Annotated in this window: 32 protein-coding genes; 26 read left to right on the forward strand and 6 right to left on the reverse strand. The window is 52.3% G+C overall.

Annotated features, from left to right (window positions below; genetic code table 11):
• The first annotated feature begins 137 nt into the window (after positions 1-137).
• The 20 genes from rplN (at position 138) to V6942_RS21050 (ending at position 9,854) form a co-directional block, all read left to right on the forward strand.
• On the forward strand, positions 138-509 hold the full coding sequence (gene rplN, locus V6942_RS20955; protein ID WP_000613954.1) for a 50S ribosomal protein L14: 372 nt from the start codon (positions 138-140) through the stop codon (positions 507-509).
• A gap of 10 nt (positions 510-519) precedes the next feature.
• Positions 520-834, forward strand: a complete 315-nt coding sequence (gene rplX / locus V6942_RS20960; protein WP_003863287.1) for a 50S ribosomal protein L24 — start codon at positions 520-522, stop codon at positions 832-834.
• Positions 835-848: 14 nt separating this feature from the next.
• On the forward strand, positions 849-1,388 hold the full coding sequence (gene rplE, locus V6942_RS20965; RefSeq protein ID WP_106930836.1) for a 50S ribosomal protein L5: 540 nt from the start codon (positions 849-851) through the stop codon (positions 1,386-1,388).
• 14 nt (positions 1,389-1,402) lie between these two features.
• Positions 1,403-1,708, forward strand: coding sequence for a 30S ribosomal protein S14 (gene rpsN / locus V6942_RS20970; protein ID WP_064541637.1), 306 nt, complete (start codon positions 1,403-1,405; stop codon positions 1,706-1,708).
• A gap of 30 nt (positions 1,709-1,738) precedes the next feature.
• Positions 1,739-2,131 (forward strand): 30S ribosomal protein S8, encoded by a 393-nt coding sequence (gene rpsH, locus V6942_RS20975; RefSeq protein ID WP_003031127.1) that lies wholly within the window; start codon positions 1,739-1,741, stop codon positions 2,129-2,131.
• A gap of 12 nt (positions 2,132-2,143) precedes the next feature.
• The gene (gene rplF, locus V6942_RS20980; protein ID WP_106930838.1) at positions 2,144-2,677 is read left to right on the forward strand and encodes a 50S ribosomal protein L6; all 534 of its coding nucleotides are present in this window, start codon (positions 2,144-2,146) and stop codon (positions 2,675-2,677) included.
• Positions 2,678-2,686: 9 nt separating this feature from the next.
• Positions 2,687-3,040: a 50S ribosomal protein L18 gene (rplR, locus tag V6942_RS20985; protein WP_000358960.1), complete on the forward strand. Its 354-nt coding sequence runs from the start codon at positions 2,687-2,689 to the stop codon at positions 3,038-3,040.
• A 14-nt stretch (positions 3,041-3,054) separates the two neighbouring features.
• Positions 3,055-3,558 (forward strand): 30S ribosomal protein S5, encoded by a 504-nt coding sequence (rpsE, locus tag V6942_RS20990; RefSeq protein WP_015962744.1) that lies wholly within the window; start codon positions 3,055-3,057, stop codon positions 3,556-3,558.
• Positions 3,559-3,561: 3 nt separating this feature from the next.
• Positions 3,562-3,741: a 50S ribosomal protein L30 gene (gene rpmD / locus V6942_RS20995; RefSeq protein WP_003863301.1), complete on the forward strand. Its 180-nt coding sequence runs from the start codon at positions 3,562-3,564 to the stop codon at positions 3,739-3,741.
• Positions 3,742-3,744: 3 nt separating this feature from the next.
• The gene (rplO, locus tag V6942_RS21000) at positions 3,745-4,179 is read left to right on the forward strand and encodes a 50S ribosomal protein L15 (protein WP_106930840.1); all 435 of its coding nucleotides are present in this window, start codon (positions 3,745-3,747) and stop codon (positions 4,177-4,179) included.
• Positions 4,180-4,186: 7 nt separating this feature from the next.
• On the forward strand, positions 4,187-5,518 hold the full coding sequence (gene secY, locus V6942_RS21005; protein WP_015962746.1) for a preprotein translocase subunit SecY: 1,332 nt from the start codon (positions 4,187-4,189) through the stop codon (positions 5,516-5,518).
• Between the two features lie 31 nt (positions 5,519-5,549).
• On the forward strand, positions 5,550-5,666 hold the full coding sequence (rpmJ, locus tag V6942_RS21010) for a 50S ribosomal protein L36 (protein ID WP_000868187.1): 117 nt from the start codon (positions 5,550-5,552) through the stop codon (positions 5,664-5,666).
• A gap of 146 nt (positions 5,667-5,812) precedes the next feature.
• A complete protein-coding gene (gene rpsM / locus V6942_RS21015) occupies positions 5,813-6,169 on the forward strand; it encodes a 30S ribosomal protein S13 (RefSeq protein WP_013364454.1) in 357 nt (118 codons plus the stop codon).
• Positions 6,170-6,185: 16 nt separating this feature from the next.
• The gene (gene rpsK / locus V6942_RS21020; protein WP_001029684.1) at positions 6,186-6,575 is read left to right on the forward strand and encodes a 30S ribosomal protein S11; all 390 of its coding nucleotides are present in this window, start codon (positions 6,186-6,188) and stop codon (positions 6,573-6,575) included.
• A gap of 33 nt (positions 6,576-6,608) precedes the next feature.
• On the forward strand, positions 6,609-7,229 hold the full coding sequence (rpsD, locus tag V6942_RS21025) for a 30S ribosomal protein S4 (RefSeq protein ID WP_038158499.1): 621 nt from the start codon (positions 6,609-6,611) through the stop codon (positions 7,227-7,229).
• A 25-nt stretch (positions 7,230-7,254) separates the two neighbouring features.
• Positions 7,255-8,244, forward strand: coding sequence for a DNA-directed RNA polymerase subunit alpha (locus tag V6942_RS21030; RefSeq protein ID WP_002919219.1), 990 nt, complete (start codon positions 7,255-7,257; stop codon positions 8,242-8,244).
• A 40-nt stretch (positions 8,245-8,284) separates the two neighbouring features.
• Positions 8,285-8,671 (forward strand): 50S ribosomal protein L17, encoded by a 387-nt coding sequence (gene rplQ / locus V6942_RS21035; RefSeq protein ID WP_064541646.1) that lies wholly within the window; start codon positions 8,285-8,287, stop codon positions 8,669-8,671.
• Between the two features lie 110 nt (positions 8,672-8,781).
• Positions 8,782-9,150, forward strand: coding sequence for a DUF1992 domain-containing protein (locus tag V6942_RS21040; protein ID WP_106930842.1), 369 nt, complete (start codon positions 8,782-8,784; stop codon positions 9,148-9,150).
• Between the two features lie 2 nt (positions 9,151-9,152).
• Positions 9,153-9,566 carry a Zn(2+)-responsive transcriptional regulator gene (zntR, locus tag V6942_RS21045; protein ID WP_106930844.1) on the forward strand — a complete coding sequence of 138 codons (414 nt, stop codon included), beginning with the start codon at positions 9,153-9,155 and terminating at the stop codon, positions 9,564-9,566.
• Positions 9,567-9,638: 72 nt separating this feature from the next.
• Positions 9,639-9,854, forward strand: coding sequence for an alternative ribosome-rescue factor A (locus V6942_RS21050; RefSeq protein ID WP_333501769.1), 216 nt, complete (start codon positions 9,639-9,641; stop codon positions 9,852-9,854).
• Here V6942_RS21050 and mscL read toward each other — a convergent pair whose 3' ends face one another.
• The 5 genes from mscL to def form a co-directional block, all read right to left on the reverse strand.
• A complete protein-coding gene (gene mscL, locus V6942_RS21055) occupies positions 9,855-10,265 on the reverse strand; it encodes a large-conductance mechanosensitive channel protein MscL (RefSeq protein WP_064541658.1) in 411 nt (136 codons plus the stop codon).
• Positions 10,266-10,412: 147 nt separating this feature from the next.
• Positions 10,413-11,789, reverse strand: a complete 1,377-nt coding sequence (gene trkA / locus V6942_RS21060; protein WP_106930850.1) for a Trk system potassium transporter TrkA — start codon at positions 11,787-11,789, stop codon at positions 10,413-10,415.
• A 21-nt stretch (positions 11,790-11,810) separates the two neighbouring features.
• Positions 11,811-13,100, reverse strand: a complete 1,290-nt coding sequence (rsmB, locus tag V6942_RS21065; protein ID WP_182929920.1) for a 16S rRNA (cytosine(967)-C(5))-methyltransferase RsmB — start codon at positions 13,098-13,100, stop codon at positions 11,811-11,813.
• Positions 13,101-13,154: 54 nt separating this feature from the next.
• Positions 13,155-14,102 (reverse strand): methionyl-tRNA formyltransferase, encoded by a 948-nt coding sequence (gene fmt / locus V6942_RS21070; RefSeq protein ID WP_106930854.1) that lies wholly within the window; start codon positions 14,100-14,102, stop codon positions 13,155-13,157.
• Positions 14,103-14,116: 14 nt separating this feature from the next.
• Positions 14,117-14,626: a peptide deformylase gene (gene def / locus V6942_RS21075; RefSeq protein WP_106930856.1), complete on the reverse strand. Its 510-nt coding sequence runs from the start codon at positions 14,624-14,626 to the stop codon at positions 14,117-14,119.
• Between the two features lie 129 nt (positions 14,627-14,755).
• On the opposite strand from def, the gene dprA reads away from it, so the two are divergent.
• The 6 genes from dprA to V6942_RS21105 are packed head-to-tail and all read left to right on the forward strand — an operon-like array spanning position 14,756 to position 18,547.
• A complete protein-coding gene (gene dprA, locus V6942_RS21080) occupies positions 14,756-15,880 on the forward strand; it encodes a DNA-protecting protein DprA (RefSeq protein ID WP_106930858.1) in 1,125 nt (374 codons plus the stop codon).
• The gene (gene smg, locus V6942_RS21085; RefSeq protein WP_106930860.1) at positions 15,852-16,325 is read left to right on the forward strand and encodes a DUF494 family protein Smg; all 474 of its coding nucleotides are present in this window, start codon (positions 15,852-15,854) and stop codon (positions 16,323-16,325) included. The genes dprA and smg overlap by 29 nt, the downstream gene beginning before the upstream one ends.
• A gap of 26 nt (positions 16,326-16,351) precedes the next feature.
• Positions 16,352-16,906 (forward strand): type I DNA topoisomerase, encoded by a 555-nt coding sequence (locus tag V6942_RS21090; protein ID WP_106930862.1) that lies wholly within the window; start codon positions 16,352-16,354, stop codon positions 16,904-16,906.
• Entirely contained in the window at positions 16,899-17,471 is a 573-nt protein-coding gene (gene tsaC / locus V6942_RS21095; RefSeq protein ID WP_106930864.1) for an L-threonylcarbamoyladenylate synthase type 1 TsaC, read from the forward strand. The genes V6942_RS21090 and tsaC overlap by 8 nt, the downstream gene beginning before the upstream one ends.
• Before the next feature lie 3 nt (positions 17,472-17,474).
• A complete protein-coding gene (gene aroE / locus V6942_RS21100) occupies positions 17,475-18,293 on the forward strand; it encodes a shikimate dehydrogenase (RefSeq protein ID WP_106930866.1) in 819 nt (272 codons plus the stop codon).
• Entirely contained in the window at positions 18,290-18,547 is a 258-nt protein-coding gene (locus tag V6942_RS21105; RefSeq protein ID WP_106930868.1) for a DUF1488 domain-containing protein, read from the forward strand. The genes aroE and V6942_RS21105 overlap by 4 nt, the downstream gene beginning before the upstream one ends.
• On the opposite strand, the gene V6942_RS21110 is transcribed toward V6942_RS21105, so the two are convergent.
• On the reverse strand, positions 18,523-19,077 hold the full coding sequence (locus tag V6942_RS21110; RefSeq protein WP_106930870.1) for a gamma carbonic anhydrase family protein: 555 nt from the start codon (positions 19,075-19,077) through the stop codon (positions 18,523-18,525). The genes V6942_RS21105 and V6942_RS21110 overlap by 25 nt on opposite strands.
• Between the last annotated feature and the right edge of the window lie 318 nt (positions 19,078-19,395).

Here is a 19,395-nt window from a genome sequence, read left to right on the forward strand (position 1 = left end):
AACGGCTCAGCGATGAGCCGTTTATTTTTTCTACCCTTATCGTTGAAGCGGTGTTATAATGCCGCGCCCTCGATATGGGGCTTTTTAACGACCTGAATTCGGGTCTCAGTAGTAGTTGACATTAGCGGAGCACTAAAATGATCCAAGAACAGACTATGCTGAACGTCGCCGACAACTCCGGTGCACGTCGCGTAATGTGTATCAAGGTTCTGGGTGGCTCGCACCGTCGCTACGCAGGCGTAGGCGACATCATCAAGATCACCATCAAAGAAGCAATTCCGCGTGGTAAGGTCAAAAAAGGTGATGTGCTGAAGGCGGTAGTGGTGCGCACCAAGAAGGGTGTTCGTCGCCCGGACGGTTCTGTCATTCGCTTCGATGGTAATGCATGCGTTATTTTAAACAATAACAGCGAGCAGCCTATCGGTACGCGTATTTTTGGGCCGGTAACTCGTGAACTTCGTAACGAGAAGTTCATGAAAATTATCTCTCTGGCACCAGAAGTACTCTAAGGAGCGAATCATGGCAGCTAAAATCCGTCGTGATGACGAAGTTATCGTGTTAACCGGTAAAGATAAAGGTAAGCGCGGTAAAGTAAAAAATGTTCTGTCTTCCGGCAAACTTGTCGTTGAAGGTATCAACCTGGTTAAGAAACATCAGAAGCCGGTTCCGGCCCTGAACCAACCGGGTGGCATCGTTGAAAAAGAAGCCGCTATTCAGGTTTCCAACGTTGCAATCTTCAATGCGGCTACCGGCAAGGCTGACCGTGTAGGCTTTAGATTCGAAGACGGCAAAAAAGTCCGTTTCTTCAAGTCTAACAGCGAAACTATCAAGTAATTTGGAGTAGTACGATGGCGAAACTGCATGATTACTACAAAGACGAAGTAGTCGCTAAACTCATGTCTGAGTTTAACTACAATTCTGTCATGCAAGTCCCTCGGGTCGAGAAGATCACCCTGAACATGGGTGTTGGTGAAGCGATCGCTGACAAGAAACTGCTGGATAACGCAGCAGCTGATCTGACAGCAATCTCCGGTCAAAAACCGCTGATCACCAAAGCACGCAAATCAGTTGCAGGCTTCAAAATCCGTCAGGGCTATCCGATCGGCTGTAAAGTAACTCTGCGTGGCGAACGCATGTGGGAGTTCTTTGAGCGCCTGATCACTATTGCTGTACCGCGTATCCGTGACTTCCGTGGCTTGTCCTCTAAGTCTTTCGACGGTCGTGGTAACTACAGCATGGGTGTCCGTGAGCAGATCATCTTCCCAGAAATCGACTACGATAAAGTCGACCGCGTGCGTGGTTTGGATATTACCATTACCACTACTGCGAAATCTGACGAAGAAGGCCGTGCTCTGCTGGCTGCCTTTGACTTCCCGTTCCGCAAGTAAGGTAGGGTTACTGAATGGCTAAGCAATCAATGAAAGCACGCGAAGTAAAGCGCGTAGCTTTAGCTGATAAGTACTTCGCAAAACGCGCTGAACTGAAAGCTATTATCTCTGATGTGAACGCGACCGACGAAGATCGTTGGAACGCAGTTCTCAAGCTGCAGTCTCTGCCGCGTGATTCCAGCCCGTCTCGTCAGCGTAAACGCTGCCGTCAAACAGGTCGTCCGCATGGCTATGTGGGCAAGTTCGGGTTGAGCCGTATTAAGCTTCGTGAAGCCGCTATGCGCGGTGAAGTACCGGGCTTGAAAAAGGCTAGCTGGTAATTACCAATTGAATCACGGGAGTAAAGACAGATGAGCATGCAAGATCCGATCGCGGATATGCTGACCCGTATCCGTAACGGTCAGGCCGCGAATAAAGCTGCGGTCACCATGCCTTCCTCCAAGCTGAAAGTGGCAATTGCCAACGTGCTGAAGGAAGAAGGTTTTATTGAAGATTTTAAAGTTGAAGGCGACACCAAGCCGGAACTGGAACTGACTCTTAAGTATTTCCAGGGTAAAGCTGTTGTAGAAAGCATTCAGCGTGTCAGTCGCCCAGGTCTGCGCATTTATAAGCGTAAAGACGAGCTGCCGAAAGTTATGGCAGGCATGGGTATCGCAGTTGTTTCTACCTCTAAAGGTGTTATGACTGATCGTGCAGCGCGCCAGGCTGGTCTTGGTGGCGAAATTATCTGCTACGTAGCCTAATCGGAGGAAAAAATGTCTCGTGTTGCTAAAGCACCGGTCGTTGTTCCTGCCGGCGTTGATGTAAAAATCAACGGTCAGGTTATTACGATCAAAGGTAAAAACGGCGAGCTGACTCGTACTCTCAACGATGCTGTTGAAGTTAAACATGCAGATAATGCTCTGACCTTCGGTCCGCGTGATGGTTACGTAGACGGTTGGGCTCAGGCTGGTACCGCGCGTGCCCTGCTGAACTCAATGGTTATCGGTGTTACCGAAGGCTTCACTAAGAAGCTGCAGCTGGTTGGTGTAGGTTATCGTGCAGCGGTCAAAGGGAACGTAGTAAACCTGTCTTTAGGTTTCTCTCACCCGGTTGAACATCAGCTGCCAGCAGGTATTACTGCTGAATGTCCGACTCAAACTGAAATCGTGCTGAAAGGCGCTGATAAGCAGGTGATCGGTCAGGTTGCAGCGGATCTGCGCGCCTACCGTCGTCCTGAGCCTTACAAAGGCAAGGGTGTTCGTTACGCCGACGAAGTCGTGCGTACCAAAGAGGCTAAGAAGAAGTAAGGTAACACTATGGATAAGAAATCTGCTCGTATCCGTCGTGCGACCCGCGCACGCCGCAAGCTCCAGGAGCTGGGCGCAACTCGCCTGGTGGTACATCGTACCCCGCGTCATATTTACGCACAGGTAATTGCACCGAACGGTTCCGAAGTTCTGGTAGCTGCTTCTACTGTAGAAAAAGCTATCGCTGAACAACTGAAGTACACCGGTAACAAAGACGCTGCTGCAGCTGTGGGTAAAGCTGTCGCCGAACGCGCTCTGGAAAAAGGCATCAAAGATGTGTCCTTTGACCGTTCCGGGTTCCAATATCATGGTCGTGTCCAGGCACTGGCAGATGCTGCCCGTGAAGCTGGCCTTCAGTTCTAAGGTAGAGGTGTAAGATGGCTCACATCGAAAAACAAGCTGGCGAACTGCAGGAAAAGCTGATCGCGGTAAACCGCGTATCTAAAACCGTTAAAGGTGGTCGTATTTTCTCCTTCACAGCTCTGACTGTAGTAGGCGATGGTAACGGTCGCGTTGGTTTTGGTTACGGTAAAGCGCGTGAAGTTCCAGCAGCGATCCAGAAAGCGATGGAAAAAGCCCGTCGCAATATGATTAACGTCGCGCTGAATACTGGCACCCTGCAGCACCCGGTTAAGGGTACTCACACGGGTTCTCGTGTATTCATGCAGCCGGCTTCCGAAGGTACCGGTATCATCGCCGGTGGTGCAATGCGCGCCGTTCTGGAAGTCGCTGGAGTTCGTAACGTTCTGGCTAAAGCGTATGGTTCCACTAACCCGATTAACGTGGTTCGTGCAACTATCGACGGTCTGGAAAATATGAAATCTCCGGAAATGGTCGCTGCCAAGCGTGGTAAATCCGTTGAAGAAATTCTGGGGAAATAAACCATGGCAAAGACTATTAAAATTACTCAAACCCGCAGTGCAATCGGTCGTCTGCCGAAACACAAGGCAACGCTGCTTGGCCTGGGTCTGCGTCGTATTGGCCACACCGTAGAGCGCGAGGATACTCCTGCTGTTCGCGGTATGGTCAACGCGGTTTACTTCATGGTTAAAGTTGAGGAGTAAGAGATGCGTTTAAATACTCTGTCTCCGGCCGAAGGCTCTAAAAAGGCGGGTCGCCGTCTGGGTCGTGGTATCGGTTCTGGCCTCGGTAAAACCGGCGGTCGTGGTCACAAAGGTCAGAAGTCTCGTTCTGGCGGTGGCGTACGTCGTGGTTTCGAGGGTGGTCAGATGCCTCTGTACCGTCGTCTGCCGAAATTCGGCTTCACTTCTCGCAAAGCAGCGATCACAGCGGAAATCCGTCTGTCTGACCTGGCGAAAGTGGAAGGCGGTATTGTTGACCTGAACACGCTGAAAGCAGCTAACATTATCGGTGTCCAGATCGAGTTCGCGAAAGTGATCCTGGCTGGTGAAGTTTCTACTCCGGTAACTGTTCGTGGCCTGCGTGTTACTAAAGGCGCTCGTGCTGCTATCGAAGCTGCTGGCGGTAAAATCGAGGAATAAGTAGCAGATGGCTAAACAACCGGGATTAGATTTTCAAAGTGCCAAAGGTGGCTTAGGCGAGCTGAAACGCAGACTGTTGTTTGTAATCGGTGCGCTTATTGTGTTCCGTATTGGCTCTTTTATTCCGATCCCTGGTATTGATGCCGCTGTACTTGCCAAACTGCTTGAGCAACAGCGAGGCACCATCATTGAAATGTTCAACATGTTCTCTGGTGGTGCTCTCAGCCGTGCTTCTATTTTTGCTCTGGGGATCATGCCGTATATTTCGGCGTCGATCATTATCCAGCTGCTGACGGTGGTTCATCCAACGCTGGCTGAAATCAAGAAAGAAGGGGAGTCTGGTCGTCGTAAGATCAGCCAGTACACCCGCTACGGTACTCTGGTGCTGGCGATATTCCAGTCGATCGGTATTGCTACCGGTCTGCCGAATATGCCTGGTATGCAGGGCCTGGTAATCAATCCAGGCTTTGCATTCTATTTCACCGCTGTTGTAAGTCTGGTTACAGGGACCATGTTCCTGATGTGGCTCGGCGAACAGATCACTGAACGCGGTATCGGTAACGGTATCTCGATCATTATCTTCGCTGGTATCGTTGCGGGACTCCCGCCAGCCATTGCCCATACTATCGAGCAAGCGCGTCAAGGCGACCTGCACTTCCTCCTGTTGCTGTTGGTTGCAGTATTAGTGTTTGCAGTGACGTTCTTTGTTGTATTTGTTGAACGTGGTCAACGCCGCATTGTGGTAAACTACGCGAAACGTCAGCAGGGTCGTCGTGTCTATGCTGCACAGAGCACACATTTACCGCTGAAAGTGAATATGGCAGGGGTAATCCCGGCAATCTTCGCTTCCAGTATTATTCTGTTCCCTGCGACCATCGCGTCATGGTTCGGGGGCGGTACCGGTTGGAACTGGCTGACAACAATTTCGCTGTATTTGCAGCCTGGGCAACCGCTTTATGTGTTACTCTATGCGTCTGCAATCATCTTCTTCTGTTTCTTCTACACGGCGTTGGTCTTCAACCCGCGTGAAACAGCAGATAACCTGAAGAAGTCCGGTGCATTTGTACCAGGAATTCGTCCGGGAGAGCAAACGGCGAAGTATATCGATAAAGTAATGACTCGCCTGACACTCGTTGGTGCATTGTATATTACTTTTATCTGCCTGATCCCGGAGTTCATGCGTGATGCAATGAAAGTGCCGTTCTACTTCGGTGGGACATCGCTACTGATCGTTGTTGTCGTGATTATGGACTTTATGGCTCAAGTGCAAACTCTGATGATGTCAAGTCAGTACGAGTCTGCATTGAAGAAGGCGAACCTGAAAGGCTACGGCCGTTAATTGGTCGCCCGAGAAGTTACGGAGAGTAAAAATGAAAGTTCGTGCTTCCGTCAAGAAATTATGCCGTAACTGCAAAATCGTTAAGCGTGATGGTGTCATCCGTGTGATTTGCAGTGCCGAGCCGAAGCATAAACAGCGCCAAGGCTGATTTTTTCGCATATTTTTCTTGCAAAGTTGGGTTGAGCTGGCTAGATTAGCCAGCCAATCTTTTGTATGTCTGTACGTTTCCATTTGAGTATCCTGAAAACGGGCTTTTCAGCATGGTGCGTACATATTAAATAGTAGGAGTGCATAGTGGCCCGTATAGCAGGCATTAACATTCCTGATCAGAAACATGCTGTGATCGCGTTAACCTCGATCTACGGCGTCGGTAAGACCCGTTCTAAAGCCATTCTGGCTGCAGCGGGTATCGCTGAAAATGTTAAGATCAGTGAGCTGTCTGAAGGACAAATCGACACGCTGCGTGACGAAGTTGCCAAATTTGTCGTTGAAGGTGATCTGCGCCGTGAAATTAGCATGAGCATCAAGCGCCTGATGGATCTTGGTTGCTATCGCGGTTTGCGTCATCGTCGTGGTCTCCCGGTTCGCGGTCAGCGTACCAAGACCAACGCACGTACCCGTAAGGGTCCGCGCAAACCGATCAAGAAATAATCGGGGTGATTGAATAATGGCAAAGGCACCAATTCGTGCACGTAAACGTGTAAGAAAGCAAGTCTCTGACGGCGTGGCTCATATCCATGCTTCTTTCAACAACACCATCGTTACCATTACTGATCGTCAGGGTAACGCGCTGGGTTGGGCAACAGCCGGTGGTTCCGGTTTCCGTGGTTCGCGTAAATCCACTCCGTTTGCAGCTCAGGTTGCAGCAGAGCGTTGCGCTGACGCCGTTAAAGAATACGGCATCAAGAATCTGGAAGTTATGGTTAAAGGTCCGGGTCCAGGCCGCGAATCTACTATTCGTGCTCTGAACGCCGCTGGTTTCCGCATCACTAATATTACTGATGTGACTCCGATCCCTCATAACGGTTGTCGTCCGCCGAAGAAACGTCGCGTATAACGCTTCGTTTTCCAGGTTTGTTGGAGAAAGAAAATGGCAAGATATTTGGGTCCTAAGCTCAAGCTGAGCCGTCGTGAGGGCACCGACTTATTCCTTAAGTCTGGCGTTCGCGCGATCGATACCAAGTGTAAAATTGAACAAGCTCCTGGCCAGCACGGTGCGCGTAAACCGCGTCTGTCTGACTATGGTGTGCAGTTGCGTGAAAAGCAGAAAGTTCGTCGTATCTACGGCGTGCTGGAGCGTCAGTTCCGTAACTATTACAAAGAAGCAGCACGTCTGAAAGGCAACACCGGTGAAAACCTGTTGGCTCTGCTGGAAGGTCGTCTGGACAACGTAGTATACCGTATGGGCTTCGGCGCCACTCGTGCAGAAGCACGTCAGCTGGTTAGCCATAAAGCAATCATGGTAAACGGTCGTGTTGTTAACATCGCTTCTTATCAGGTTAAAGCGAATGACGTTGTTAGCATCCGTGAGAAAGCGAAAAAGCAATCTCGCGTTAAAGCCGCTCTGGAGCTGGCTGAACAGCGTGAAAAGCCAACCTGGCTGGAAGTTGATGCTGGCAAGATGGAAGGCACGTTCAAGCGTCAGCCTGAGCGTTCTGATCTGTCTGCGGACATTAACGAACACCTGATCGTCGAGCTTTACTCCAAGTAAAGCTTAGTACCAAAGAGAGGACACAATGCAGGGTTCTGTGACAGAGTTTCTAAAACCGCGCCTGGTAGATATCGAGCAAGTGAGTTCGACGCACGCCAAGGTGACCCTTGAGCCTTTAGAGCGTGGCTTTGGCCATACTCTGGGTAACGCACTGCGCCGTATTCTGCTCTCATCGATGCCGGGTTGCGCGGTGACCGAGGTTGAGATTGATGGTGTACTTCATGAGTACAGCACCAAAGAAGGCGTTCAGGAAGATATCCTTGAAATCCTGCTCAACCTGAAAGGGCTGGCGGTGAGAGTTCAGGGTAAAGATGAAGTTATTCTTACCTTGAATAAATCTGGCATTGGCCCTGTGACCGCAGCCGATATCACCCATGATGGGGATGTCGAAATCGTCAAGCCGCAGCACGTGATCTGCCACCTGACCGATGAGAACGCCGCTATTAGCATGCGTATCAAAGTTCAGCGCGGTCGCGGTTATGTGCCGGCTTCTGCCCGAATTCATTCGGAAGAAGATGAGCGCCCGATCGGCCGTCTGTTGGTCGACGCCTGCTACAGCCCTGTAGAGCGTATTGCCTACAATGTTGAAGCAGCGCGTGTAGAACAGCGTACCGACCTGGACAAGCTGGTCATCGAAATGGAAACCAACGGCACAATCGATCCTGAAGAGGCGATTCGTCGTGCGGCAACCATCCTGGCAGAACAACTGGAAGCTTTCGTTGATTTACGTGATGTACGTCAGCCGGAAGTGAAAGAAGAGAAACCAGAATTCGATCCGATCCTGCTGCGCCCTGTTGACGATCTGGAATTGACTGTCCGCTCTGCTAACTGCCTCAAGGCAGAAGCTATCCACTATATCGGTGATCTGGTACAGCGTACCGAGGTTGAGTTGCTGAAAACGCCGAACCTGGGTAAAAAATCTCTTACCGAGATTAAAGACGTGCTGGCTTCACGTGGTCTGTCTCTGGGCATGCGCCTGGAAAACTGGCCGCCGGCAAGCATTGCTGACGAGTAACCGGATCACAGGTTAAGGTTTTACTGAGAAGGATAAGGTCATGCGCCATCGTAAGAGTGGTCGTCAACTGAACCGCAACAGCAGCCATCGCCAGGCTATGTTCCGCAACATGGCAGGTTCTCTGGTTCGTCATGAAATCATCAAGACGACCCTGCCTAAAGCGAAAGAACTGCGTCGCGTAGTTGAGCCGCTGATTACTCTTGCCAAGACTGATAGCGTTGCTAATCGTCGTCTGGCATTCGCCCGTACTCGTGATAACGAGATCGTGGCAAAACTGTTTAACGAGCTGGGCCCGCGTTTCGCGAGCCGTACCGGTGGTTACACTCGCATTCTGAAGTGTGGCTTCCGTGCAGGCGACAACGCGCCGATGGCATACATCGAGCTGGTTGATCGTGCTGAGCCGAAAGCAGAAGCAGCTGCAGAGTAATTTGCAGTAAAGTAAAAAAACCCGCCTCGGCGGGTTTTTTTATATCCCCTCTTCCCCCATCCTATCTACAATAGCCGTATTGTTTTTGTTCAATTCAACGGAGTCGAATGATGTGGCTACTGGACCAATGGGCTGAACGTCATATCAGCGATGCCCAGCGTAAAGGCGAATTTGATAACCTTCCTGGTCAGGGTGAACCTCTGAGCCTAGATGATGATTCCGCCGTACCGGCAGAACTGCGTTCCGGCTACCGGCTGTTGAAGAATGCAGGCTGTTTACCTCCTGAGCTTGAACAACGTAAAGAGGCGATGGCGCTGGCCGACCTGCTGAAAGGCATTCGTCGGGAGGACGGGCGTTACCATGAGCTGAGCCGTAGGCTGGCGCTGATGGAGCTAAAGCTCCAGCAGGCGGGACTGAGCACCGAGTTTTTGCGCGGTGATTATGCCGATAAACTCATGCAAAAAATTAACGAGGAGTAGCAATGTACCGAATTGGCGAGCTGGCAAAACAGGCAGGCGTCACGCCTGACACCGTCCGTTATTATGAAAAGCAGCAGATGATGAGCCATGATGTACGCACCGAAGGCGGGTTCAGGCTCTATACTGCCGACGATCTTCAACGTCTGAAGTTCATTCGTTATGCGCGGCAGCTTGGTTTTACACTCGAATCGATCCGCGAATTGTTGTCGATCCGTGTGGATCCGGAACACCATACCTGCCAGGAATCTAAGAGCATTGTCCAGGCCAGACTCAGCGAAGTGGAGTTGCGTATTGAAGAGCTGCAGTCGATGCAGCACGCGCTCAAACAGCTGAATGATGCCTGCTGTGGAAGCGCGCACAGCAGTGAATTTTGCTCCATTCTCAGTATTCTTGAACAGGGCGCTGGGGCGTCGTGAAATCATTGTTGAATTTTTGAACCATGAGATCTACACTCGCCGCGTATCAATAACCCCAACTGGAGATATTTTATGAGCCGCTATCAGCATACGAAGGGGCAGATTAAAGATAATGCGCTTGAAGCGCTGTTGCATGACCCGCTGTTTCGTCAGCGCGTTGAGAAAAACAAAAAAGGGAAAGGGAGCTACTTACGTAAGGAAAAACACGGTAAACAATATGGTTGGGAGGCCAGTGGCAAACAAGCAATGTGCTTTTTTACCACTGGCTTTCTGCTTTCTGCGGCCTGATTAAGAACGGTTATTCTGTTCTTTCAGCAGATCGCGAATTTCGGACAGCAGCACTTCTTCTTTTGTTGGCGCCGGAGCGGCAGCCGGTTCTTCTTTCTTACGGTTAAGCTTGTTCATCAGCTTAATGGCCATAAAGATAGCGAAAGCGACAATAATAAAATCAAATACGTTCTGGATGAATACGCCGTAATGCATGACCACGGCAGGAATATCACCCTGTGCGTCACGCAGCGTCACTGCAAACTGTTTGAAATCAATCCCACCGATTAAAAGACCCAGCGGCGGCATGATGATGTCTGCGACGAGAGATGACACAATCTTGCCAAACGCCGCACCAATAATGACACCCACTGCCAAATCAACAACATTTCCCCGCATCGCGAATTCGCGAAACTCTTTAATAATGCTCATTTTATTCTCCCTTGTGCTAGCTGACGTTTATAAGTTTAACAAATGTTTATCTAATTTCCATTGGTGATAATAAATATGACGGCATTAATTAACCCTGAAATATGAGAGGGTTAATAAAAAGGCGCCCTTTTGAGCGCCTTTGGAAAATTAAAGGAAGAAGGGGCTGGGCTGGAACAATCGCTCTACGTCGGAAATATATTTTTTGTCGGTCAGGAACATAATGACGTGATCGCCTTGTTCAATGCGCAAATTATCATTGGCAATCATAACGTCATTCCCGCGGACCACTGCGCCGATAATCGTACCCGGCGGCAGTTTGATTTCGTCAATCACGCGCCCAACCACCCGCGATGTGCTTTCATCACCGTGAGCAACGGCTTCAATTGCCTCGGCAACGCCACGACGCAGTGACGAGACGCCAACAATATCCGCTTTGCGCACGTGGCTCAGCAGCGCAGAGATCGTGGCCTGCTGTGGCGAGATCGCAATATCGATAACGCTGCCCTGAACCAGATCGACATAGGCGCGGCGTTGGATCAACACCATCACTTTTTTGGCGCCCATCCGCTTGGCCAGCATTGCGGACATGATATTCGCTTCATCGTCGTTGGTGACGGCGATGAACAGATCAACTTGATCGATATGCTCTTCCGCCAGCAGCTCTTGATCCGATGCATCACCAAAGAAGACGATGGTATTTTGCAGCTTCTCTGCCAGTTCGGCCGCGCGCTGCTGATTACGTTCAATCAGCTTCACGCTGTAATCTTTTTCCAGACGGCGTGCCAGGCCGGCGCCGATATTGCCGCCGCCAACCAGCATGATGCGCTTATACGGTTTTTCCAGCCGCTGAAGCTCGCTCATGACCGCGCGAATATGCTGTGATGCGGCAATAAAGAACACTTCATCCCCGGCTTCCACGATAGTGGAACCCTGCGGACGAATAGGGCGATCATGACGGAAGATGGCCGCCACGCGGGTATCAATGTGCGGCATATGCTCGCGCATAGTCGACAGGGCATTACCCACCAGCGGGCCACCGTAATACGCCTTCACTACTGCCAGGCTGACCTTGCCTTCGGCGAAATTGACGACCTGCAGCGCACCCGGGTATTCGATCAGGCGGTAGATGTTGTCAATGACCAGCTGCTCAGGCGCGATGAGATGGTCGATCGGTACGGCGTCGCTCTGGAACAGCTTATCGGCGTCGCGCACATAGTCCGGTGAGCGGATTCGTGCGATACGGTTAGGCGTATTGAATAATGAGTAGGCGACCTGGCAGGCGACCATATTCGTTTCATCCGAACTGGTCACAGCAACCAGCATATCGGCATCGTCAGCACCCGCCTCGCGCAGCACGCGAGGATGTGAGGCATGGCCTTGCACAACGCGGAGGTCGAATTTGTCCTGCAGGCTGCGCAGGCGCTCGCCGTTGGTGTCAACGATGGTGATGTCGTTGTTTTCCCCGACCAGGTTTTCCGCCAGCGTGCCGCCGACTTGTCCGGCGCCCAGAATGATAATTTTCATCAGTTGCTACCCGTTATCTCATTACTTTTTGATTAGCTTAGCGTAGAAGAAGCCATCACCTTCTTCGGCACCGGGTAAATTCTGGCGGCCTGGCTGCTCGGGCGTGCCGGTCTCGCAGAGTACGGCATCCGGCGTACGGGCCAGGAATGCGGCAATTTGCTGTTGGTTTTCTTCCGGCAGAATGGAGCAGGTGGCGTACACCAGCGTACCGCCTGGTTTCAGATGCGCCCAGGTGGCATTGAGTATTTCGGCCTGTAGCTGGGCCAGCTCGGCGATGTCTCGATCCCGGCGCAGCCATTTAATATCAGGGTGGCGGCGAATGACGCCGGTCGCAGAACACGGCGCATCCAGCAGAATACGATCGAACTGCTGCTCGCCGCACCATTGCTCAGGATAACGACCATCGCCTTGTTTTACCGTCGCTTTCATTCCCAGGCGCTTCAGGTTGTCATAAACGCGTGAAAGCCGCTTTTCATCGACGTCCACCGCCATAACATCGGCCTGTGGTGCGACTTCCAGAATATGAGTTGTTTTACCGCCGGGCGCACAGCACAGATCGAGGATCTGTTCGCCGTTTTCCGGCAGCAGATAGTTTATACACCCTTGAGCGGACGCATCCTGTACGGTCACCCAGCCTTCGTCAAACCCCGGCAAGGCGTGCACGGGTGCTGGCGTTTCCAGACGCACGGCATCCGGATACTCTGGATGGGGGTAACCCGTCATGCCGGCTTCCGCGAGCAGGCCAAGCCAGGCGTCACGCGTATGATGGTTGCGGTTGACGCGCAACCACATTGGCGGGCGCTGATTATTGGCCTCGAGAATGGCTTCCCACTGCTGGGGATAGGCAGACTTAATACGCTTCACCAGCCAGGAAGGATGAAGGAAACGCAAATCGCTTTGCGCGAATTCGGCCAGTAGCTCTTCCTGGCGGCGCTGGAACTGACGCAGCACGCCGTTGATTAGCCCTTTCAACTGAGGACGCTTAATGACGACCGCACCCTCAACGGTTTCGGCCAGCGCGGCGTGTGGGGGAATACGGGTATGCAGCAGCTGGTAAAAACCAACCATGATCAGGTAGTGAACCGTGCGCTGTTTGCCCGTCATCGGGCGTTCCATCAGCTGTTGGATCATCCACTCAAGCTGCGAAAGCGTGCGCAGCACGCCGAAGCACAGTTCCTGCAGCAGCGCTTTATCTTTATCGGCCACTTTTTGCTGTAATGCCGGTAGCACGTTGCTTAGAGACTGCCCTTTTTCGACAACCTGTTCAACGGCCTGGGCCGCCATACTGCGTAAATTAAGATATTTTTTCATAACCGTAAAAATAAAAATGCCCGGAGACTCCGGGCTTTAAAAAGGTACGAACCGTCAGAGCAGACGGTTTCCGGGCTCGAACCACTCCCGGCGTGAATTCAGCAGATCCTGGGCGCTCATGGCTTTCTTACCTGCTGGCTGCAGCGAGAGAAGATTCAGGATGCCGTCACCTGTGGCGACCTGTATCCCCTGGCGGCTGGCTTCAAGAATGGTCCCTGGCTCGGCGTTTGCAGGCTTATCAATTACCGTTGCTTGCCAGATTTTGACCGGCTGTTCGTCAATGACGATATAGCTCATCGGCCATGGGTTAAAGGCGCGGATGCAGCGTTCTAGCTGAGCAGCGCCCAGCGTCCAGTCTACCCGGGCTTCTTCTTTGCTGAGCTTTTCGGCATAGCTCACCAGCGCTTCATCCTGAACTTCAGGCTTCGCCGTACCGGTGGCCAGCAGATGCAACGTATGCAGCAGACCCTGTGGGCCGAGTTCAGCCAGCTTGTCATACAGACTGGCGCTAGTATCGTCAGCGGTAATCGGGCAGGAAAGCTTGTGCAGCATGTCGCCAGTGTCCAGACCTACGTCCATCTGCATGATGGTGACGCCTGTTTCGCTGTCACCGGCCCATAGCGAGCGCTGAATCGGCGCCGCGCCGCGCCAGCGCGGCAGCAGGGAACCGTGAACGTTGATGCAGCCGAGGCGTGGCATCGCCAGCACGGCTTTCGGCAGGATGAGCCCGTAGGCGACCACGACCATGACGTCGGCCTGCAGGTCAGCAACCAGCTTCTGGTTTTCTTCTGGGCGCAGGGAAACCGGCTGGAAGACGGGGATCCCTTTCTCTTCTGCCAGGACTTTGACCGGGCTCGGCATCAGCTTCTTGCCGCGACCGGCAGGGCGATCGGGCTGGGTAAACACGCCAACGACCTGATGCTCAGACGACAGCAGCGCGTCAAGATGACGCGCTGCAAAATCGGGCGTACCCGCGAAAATAATACGTAGGGAGTCTGACACGTTAATCCTTATCCTTAGGCACGCGCGTTCAGGCGATCCAGTTTTTCAACTTTCTGACGAATACGCTGCTGTTTTAACGGCGACAGATAATCGATAAACAGCTTACCGACCAGGTGGTCCATCTCGTGCTGAATACAGATAGCCAGCAGGCCATCGGCTTCCAGTTCAAACGGCTTACCGTCACGGCCGATAGCGCGAATTTTAACACGCTCGGCGCGCGGTACGAGTGCACGCTGCTCGGGAATAGACAGACAGCCTTCTTCAATACCTGTATCGCCGTCTTTTTCCAGCAGCTCCGGGTTGATCAGCACCAGCTGCTCGTCACGATTCTCAGAAACATCGATAACGATAATACGCTGATGAATATCGACCTGGGTCGCGGCCAGGCCAATACCTTCTTCGGCGTACATGGTTTCGAACATATCGTCGACAATACGCTGAATTTCGTCATTTACTTCTTTTACCGGGGCGGCGACTTTGCGAAGACGCTCGTCCGGGATATGTAATACTTGCAAAACTGCCATAAATATCCAGAGTTCTGTTCAGGAGTAGGAAACATTATTACCTCTATTCTAGACAAAACCCCCTCTAATTGACAGAGTCACTGACCAATCGCAAAGATTGCTCATGCCGCATGTGGCAAGGGGGAAAGGATGTCACCCGAGGAATTGGCCTTTCGTTTGTTGAAGGTAAATGATTTATACGGCGACGGTATGCTGCATGTGCTGTGCGCGCTGCGCCAGCAGGCCGCTATTACCCGCCAGACGCTTTGTTCGCTGGGCTTTACCGTGAAACAGGCTGAGCGCTTTTTCGCTTTTTCCTCAACTGAGATGGTTGAGGCCAACCGCTGGCTCGCAGAACCAGGCAACCATCTTCTCTATGCGGATTCGCCACGCTATCCAGAGGCGCTGCGATCGATTGCTGATTATCCGGCGGTGTTGTGCGTGCGCGGCAATTTGCCGCTGCTGTCGTCGCCGCAGCTTGCCGTTGTCGGCAGCCGGCAGCATTCACTCTATGGTGAACGTTGGGGGCGCTATCTTTGCGAAGCGTTGGTAAAACGCGGCATGACGATTACCAGCGGGCTGGCTCTGGGTATTGACGGCGTGGCTCATCGTGGTGCGCTGCGGGCGGGAGGCGGTACGATCGCCGTCCTTGGCAGCGGGCTGAACCATATTTATCCTCGTCGGCATCGTGCTCTGGCTGACGATATTGTTGCGTGCGGCGGCGCGCTGGTGTCTGAATTCCCTCTGGCGGCTACGCCTGCGCCGTACCATTTCCCACGACGAAATCGCATCATCAGCGGGCTAAGCCATGGCGTGCTGGTTGTGGAGGCGGCGCTGCGCAGTGGTTCGTTAGTGACTGCACGCTGTGCGCTTGAGCAAGGCAGAGAGGTTTTCGCCATTCCAGGCCCGATCGGCCACCCGGGAATGGAAGGGCCACATTGGCTGATTAAACAGGGCGCCGTGATGGTGACGGAGCCTGAAGATGTTCTGGCATTTTTTCAGGGCCTAAACAAACAGTTGCCTGATTGTGCCGAAATGACAAATTATTGTGCAGATAAGGAATCCGTAGCATTGCCATTTCCTGAGCTCCTGGCTAACGTAGGAGATGAGGTAACACCTGTTGACGTCGTCGCTGAACGTGCCGGCCAACCTGTGCCAGTGACCGTGGCCCAGCTACTTGAACTGGAGTTAGCAGGATGGATCGCAGCTGTACCCGGCGGCTATGTCCGATTAAGGAGGGCAGGCCATGTTCGACGTACTAATGTATTTGTTTGAGACCTACATCCATAACGAAACAGACATGCGCGTAGATCAGGACAAACTGACTCGGGATCTCACCGATGCAGGGTTCGAACGTGAAGATATCTTCAACGCGCTGATATGGCTGGAAAAGCTCGCCGACTATCAGGAAGGCCTCGCTGAACCGATGCAACTTGCGTCCGATCCTCTCTCCGTGCGTATTTTTACTCAGGAAGAGAGCCAACGTCTGGATGCCAGCTGTCGCGGGTTCCTGTTATTTCTCGAGCAGATTCAGGTGCTAAACCTCGAAACGCGGGAAATGGTTATTGAGCGCGTGATGGCTCTGGATACCGCAGAGTTTGAGCTGGAAGAGCTGAAATGGGTCATTTTAATGGTGCTATTCAATCTTCCAGGCTGTGAAAACGCGTATCAACAAATGGAAGAATTACTCTTCGAGACGAATGAAGGTATGCTGCATTAATTCATTATGCGGCATCAAGAGTTGTTATGGTCAAATCAGCACTGTTTTCGGTGCCTAAACACGAGCCCTGCCCACAGTGCGGGGCCGAACTGGTCATACGGTCCGGCAAGCATGGGCCGTTCCTGGGCTGCTCTCATTATCCGGAATGCGATTATGTCCGTCCCCTGAAAAGCCAGGCGGACGGACATATCGTGAAGATTCTGGAGGGGCAGCTGTGTCCCGCGTGTGGTGCCGTGCTGGTGCTGCGTCAAGGGCGTTTTGGTATGTTCATCGGATGTAGCCAGTATCCGGAATGTGAGCATACTGAAGTTATTGATAAGCCAGATGAAACGGCAATTTCCTGTCCGGCCTGTCAGCAAGGCAAGCTGGTGCAGCGTCGTTCCCGCTATGGCAAAACCTTTCATTCTTGCGATCGCTATCCGGAATGTCAGTTCGTCATTAACTTCACTCCGGTTGCGGGAGAGTGCCCTGAGTGCCACTACCCGCTGCTTATCGAAAAGAAAACGGCGCAGGGCGTAAAACGTTTTTGTGCCAGTAAACAATGTGGAAAGCCGGTTCCGGCGAAACAAATCAGTGAATAAAAACCTGCCCTCAGAGGCCGTACAGCGTGCGGTTGTTGCTCTGAATAATAAAGAAGTCATCGCTTATCCGACCGAAGCCGTGTTCGGCGTCGGCTGCGATCCTGATAGTGAAGAAGCGGTTATGCGTCTGCTGGCGCTGAAGCAGCGCCCGGTTGAAAAAGGATTAATCCTCATTGCCGCTAGCTTTGAACAGCTCCAACCGTATATTGACGACAGCCTGCTAACCGAAGCGCAGCGCGCAACGGTCTTCGCTCGCTGGCCGGGGCCGGTGACGTTTGTCTTCCCGGCGAAGCCAACGACGCCTGCCTGGCTGACCGGCCGCTTTAACTCTCTGGCCGTGCGTGTTACCGATCACCCTGTCGTGATTGCGCTCTGCAAGGCCTATGGTAAACCACTGGTGTCGACCAGTGCTAACCTGACGGGTCTGCCTCCGTGCCGCACTACGGCGGAAGTGCTCACGCAATTTGGCGATGACTTCCCCGTTGTTGATGCGCCAACCGGGGGGCGGATGAATCCGTCAGAAATTCTTGATGCCCTGACGGGTGAACGTTTTCGCCAGGGGTAACGTATGGAAAGCTACGTCGTTTTTGGTAACCCGATTGCACACAGCAAATCGCCGTTTATTCATCAGCAGTTTGCCGAACAGCTCAAGATTGCGCACCCGTATGGCCGCATGCTGGCGCCGTTAGATTGTTTTGTTCCGACGCTGGAAGCCTTTTTCCAGCAGGGCGGTAAAGGGGCGAACGTTACGGTTCCTTTTAAAGAAGAAGCATTCGCTCGTGCCGACGAGCTGACTGAGCGCGCCGCTCTGGCAGGCGCAGTCAATACGCTCAAGCGTCTCGATGATGGGCGTATTCTCGGTGATAACACCGACGGCATCGGCCTGTTGAGCGATCTGGAACGGCTTCATCTGATTAAACCGGGCTGTCGTGTTTTACTGATTGGTGCTGGTGGCGCGGCGCGCGGCGTGCTGTTGCCGCTGCTCTCGCTCGACTGCCATGTCACCATCACTAACCGTACATATGCGAGAGCGCAAACGCTCGCTGAACTGTTTCGTCATACCGGCAGCGTGAGCGCGCAGCCGATGTCTGAGCTAGCTGAGCATGCATTTGATCTGATCATTAATGCGACATCCAGCGGAATTTCAGGTGAGATACCATCAATTCCGGCGTCGTTGGTGGGCCCGCAGGTTTGCTGTTACGACATGTTTTATCAAAAGGGTAATACGGCCTTTCTGGCCTGGTGCATTCAGCATGGCGCAAAACGTTATGCAGATGGATTAGGGATGCTGGTGGGCCAGGCGGCGCATGCGGTTCTGCTGTGGCATGGCGTTTTACCAGACGTTGAACCGGTCATTGCATCTCTCAAACGTGAGCTAGGCGCATGAATCAGGCGATCCAGTTTCCTGACCGCGAAGAGTGGCGTGCTGACCTCCAGGCGGTTTGTTTTCCAGCGCTGGTGAATGGTATGCAGTTAATGTGTGCTTTAAGTGCGGAAACCATGGTTCGTCGCTTTGGCGGGGACGAACCTCGGCAGTGGCTGGCGCTGTTTAGCGAGAATCGCTGGGATCTGGAAGAAGAAGCCAGCGATCTTATTCGCGACCAACAGGAGGACGATCAGGGCTGGGTCTGGCTTTCCTGATCCAGATAGTCGTCTTTCCACTTCACATAGTTATTGGCCGAATAGCGCAATCCTTCCAGTTCGGCCTCTTTCAACGGTCGAATCTGTTTGACCGGGCTTCCCAGATAAAGATAACCGCTTTCCAGACGTTTATGCTGAGGCACCAGGCTACCAGCACCAATCATGACGTCGTCTTCAACGATTACGCCGTCCAGTAGAATAGAACCCATACCGACCAATACCCGATTACCAATGGTGCAGCCGTGCAGCATCACTTTATGACCGACGGTAACGTCTTCGCCGACGATCAGCGGATTGCCTACCGGGTTCTTTTCTGACTTATGCGTCACATGGAGCACGCTGCCGTCCTGAATATTGCTGCGCGCGCCGATCTGGATGTAGTTAACGTCGCCGCGTGCGACAACCAGTGGCCAGATGCTGACATCGTCGGCCAGGCGGACGTCACCTACGATCGCGCAGGTAGGATCAATCATCACGCGATCGCCGATGACGGGGAATAAATCTTTATAGCGGCGTAAAACGGCTGACATGTTTACCTCATTAAAACGGTGTCATGGTGGAATAGCTGTTCATTATCAGCTCAATTTGTCGGTTTCTCATCTCAAAAATTAAGCAAATTGAACACTTACAGCGCGAAAAGTGTGAAAAAACGACACTTAGAAAAAAAGTTGAGAAAAGGGGTTGTGCAAAAAGCAAAGTTCCCTATAATGCGCACCCACTGAGACGGCAAACGTGAATCACTTCACACTAAATAGCCGGTTCGGTTGAAGAGAAAAAATCCTGAAAATCAGGGTTGACTCTGAAAGAGGAAAGCGTAATATACGCCACCTCGCAACAGTGAGCGAAAG

The organism is Kluyvera genomosp. 2 (assembly GCF_036759865.1).
In the GTDB taxonomy this organism is placed as follows: domain Bacteria; phylum Pseudomonadota; class Gammaproteobacteria; order Enterobacterales; family Enterobacteriaceae; genus Kluyvera; species Kluyvera ascorbata_B.